The sequence below is a fragment of the Christensenella sp. genome (assembly GCF_034927525.1).
Classification (GTDB): Bacteria; Bacillota; Clostridia; order Christensenellales; family Christensenellaceae; genus Christensenella.
Window position 1 is genome coordinate 1 of the sequence record NZ_JAYFPU010000092.1, and the last position, 2,725, is coordinate 2,725.

3 protein-coding genes and 1 pseudogene are annotated in these 2,725 nt (G+C 52.3%); all 4 read left to right on the forward strand.

What is annotated here, in order from left to right:
- Positions 1-366 (forward strand): tyrosine-type recombinase/integrase (locus VB081_RS03570; RefSeq protein ID WP_323399476.1); only part of this gene is annotated, 366 nt, incomplete at its 5' end.
- Positions 363-1,388: a site-specific integrase gene (locus VB081_RS03575; protein ID WP_323399477.1), complete on the forward strand. Its 1,026-nt coding sequence runs from the start codon at positions 363-365 to the stop codon at positions 1,386-1,388. The genes VB081_RS03570 and VB081_RS03575, both read left to right, overlap by 4 nt.
- A gap of 114 nt (positions 1,389-1,502) precedes the next feature.
- Positions 1,503-2,195 (forward strand): annotated as a pseudogene (locus tag VB081_RS03580) (amidoligase family protein); the annotation flags it as partial.
- Between the two features lie 10 nt (positions 2,196-2,205).
- The gene (locus VB081_RS03585) at positions 2,206-2,709 is read left to right on the forward strand and encodes a gamma-glutamylcyclotransferase family protein (protein ID WP_170822276.1); all 504 of its coding nucleotides are present in this window, start codon (positions 2,206-2,208) and stop codon (positions 2,707-2,709) included.
- The last annotated feature ends 16 nt before the right edge of the window (positions 2,710-2,725 follow it).

Consider the following 2,725-nt stretch of genomic DNA (forward strand, 5'->3'; position numbering starts at 1 on the left):
TGCCCGGATACCGCATATTTCTTTCCGAACAAATACGGTGGCTGCGTTGAACCGTTTACGATTTATCCGTGGTTTCGCCGGTTCCTCTTTGAAGCAGGTATATCGCACCGGGGACGGGGCAAGGGGCCGCGCGTACACGATCTCCGGCACACGTTCGCCGTTCACAGCCTGCGAAAAATGGCCGGGGACGGCATGGATTTGTATTGTGCGCTTCCGGCGCTGTCCATGTATTTGGGACACGAGAATATTTCCGCGACCGAGAAATATCTTCGCATGACTGCGGCGGTTCACCCCGAAATCCTCGGACAGCTTCAGTGCGTTTACGGCAACATGCTGCCGGCGGCGGATTTGGAGGTGGCACAATGAAACCTTCGGATTTCGCTTACGCGCTGACGAAATATTTATCCGCTTATCTTCCCGGACAATGCAATGCCAGCGAAAACACTGTCCGCGCGTACAGGGATACGTTTAAGCTCCTGCTGCGCTTTGCGGATACGCAGCGAGGCATTTGCCCGGAACGTCTAACCCTCGCGGATGTTGACAAATCATTTGTTGAGGGCTTCCTGTCATGGCTTGAAACTGTGCAGGGCAACGCCGTGTCCACACGAAATCACCGGCTTGCGGGAATTCACGCCTTTTTCCGGTATTTGCAGAGCGAAAAGCCGGATATGATGCTTCAGTGCCAGCAAGTGCTCAGCATCCCGGTAAAAAGAACAGTGAAGCCAACCGTGAATTATCTGACGGTGGACGCGGTAAAAACCATTCTGGCCATGCCGGATATTTCAACCGTTTACGGAATGCGCGATCTCGCCTTGCTCGGTCTCCTTTATGACACGGGCGCGCGCGTCAGTGAACTCATAGAGTTAAAACCGAAAGATTTGCGTCTGGCCGCGCCGCCGGTTGTGACGCTCTTTGGCAAGGGCCGAAAATCCCGGCAATGCCCGCTCTCCTCAGAAATGACAGGTCATCTCGTGAAGTACTTGTCTGCTTGGGGTTTAGATGCTCCGGCTAAGTCCGATCATCCGCTGTTTGTCGGTCATAATGCCGAAAAACTGACACGGGCCGGTGTTGCGTATATTCTCAGTAAATACGCATCCGCCGCCCGTGAGAAAGATGCAAGCATTATCCCAACCATAGTGTCGCCGCATATGCTCCGGCACAGCAAGGCCATGCACTTGCTCCAAGCCGGGGTGAATCTCGTATATATTCGAGATTGGCTGGGACACGCCAGCGTCAAAACTACGGAAATCTACGCAAGGGCAGACTCCGAAATGAAACGTGCAGCCTTGCAGAAAGCGGCTTCCACAGTTATGCCGCAGCATAGTCGGCAATCATCGTGGTCAGAAGACGTTGAGCTGATGAAGTGGCTAAGTTCTCTCGGTAAGTGAAAATGTTATGCAAAGTCATTTGACGGTTAAGCCGCATGCTATGCGGCTTGCCGCCATTGACTCAGCATAACGTTCTTCTTGTCATAATGAATGTTATGTGAAGCTTTGCATAACATCCATATCCACATCAATGCCGCCCCCTTTGATGCTTCGAAACTCCGCAATCTGGTCAATATCATGGCAGCAAAGGAGGATATGATTTATAAGGCATTAAAGGTTTCCAGGGGCAGGGAAAACAGCTACTGCCAAAAGATTGACCCTGCCTTTTTAGAGCGGATTAACCGGCAGAAACCAACTACCCTCGACCAACTGAAGCGCATCTGGTACAACGGCAGCGATGGCAGCCGGGAGCATTACCACCACAGCCGCTACCACTGCCTGAATCTGCACAGCGTGTTCCAGAAAGGCACGGTGGAATTCCGTGCTTTCAACGGGGACCTCCATGCAGGAAAAATCAAAGCATATGTGCAGTTCTGCCTCTCCATGACCGCACAGGCACTCAACCAGCGGTCAGCAAGCCCGACAAAAACGCAATCCACCAATGAAAAATATACCTTTCGAGTGTGGCTTTTGCGCCTCGGTATGATTGGGGATGAATTTAAAACGGCCCGCAAGCATCTGCTGGATCACTTAGAGGGCTGCATCGCATGGAAAGACCCGGCACAGGCCCAAAGGCAAAAAGAACGGCTGCGGCAGAAGCGTGAAGCGGAGCGGTTACAGGAGCAGACACCACCGGAAGAAGCTGTGCCGGAAACTGTAATGGAAGCGGAGGATGAACAGTCCTCCGCTTTTACTATGTCAATGTAAAGGAGATCGTATGAAAAACAAACTGTATATTGCCTATGGCAGCAACCTCAATCTGCCGCAGATGGCGCAAAGATGCCCCACCGCCAAGGTGGTTGGGGCTTCCGAGATCAAGGATTATGCCCTTGTGTTTCGGGGCGGCAGGCACGGTGCGGTGGCTACCATTGAACCTTGTGAGGGTTCTTCTGTTCCTGTTTTGCTGTGGAAGATCACCCCGAAAGATGAGGCGGCTCTCGACATTTATGAAGGATTCCCCCGATTTTACGACAAAGAAACCATAGAACTCCCGCTGGACGGAAAGACTGTTTCAGCCATGGTCTATGTCATGACTCCGGGACACCGGCTGGGCTATCCCTCCGATTATTATTATAATACCATCCATGACGGCTACAAAACCGCAGGGTTTGATACCGCTGTTTTGGAGCAGGCAATCGATTATACCGAGCAGCTCATGGAAGGCGAGCCGGAACCGGAACAGCAAAATCTGTTCGGCTTTGGCGGCTTGAAATGGTGGTGATGGCATGGCAGATCCC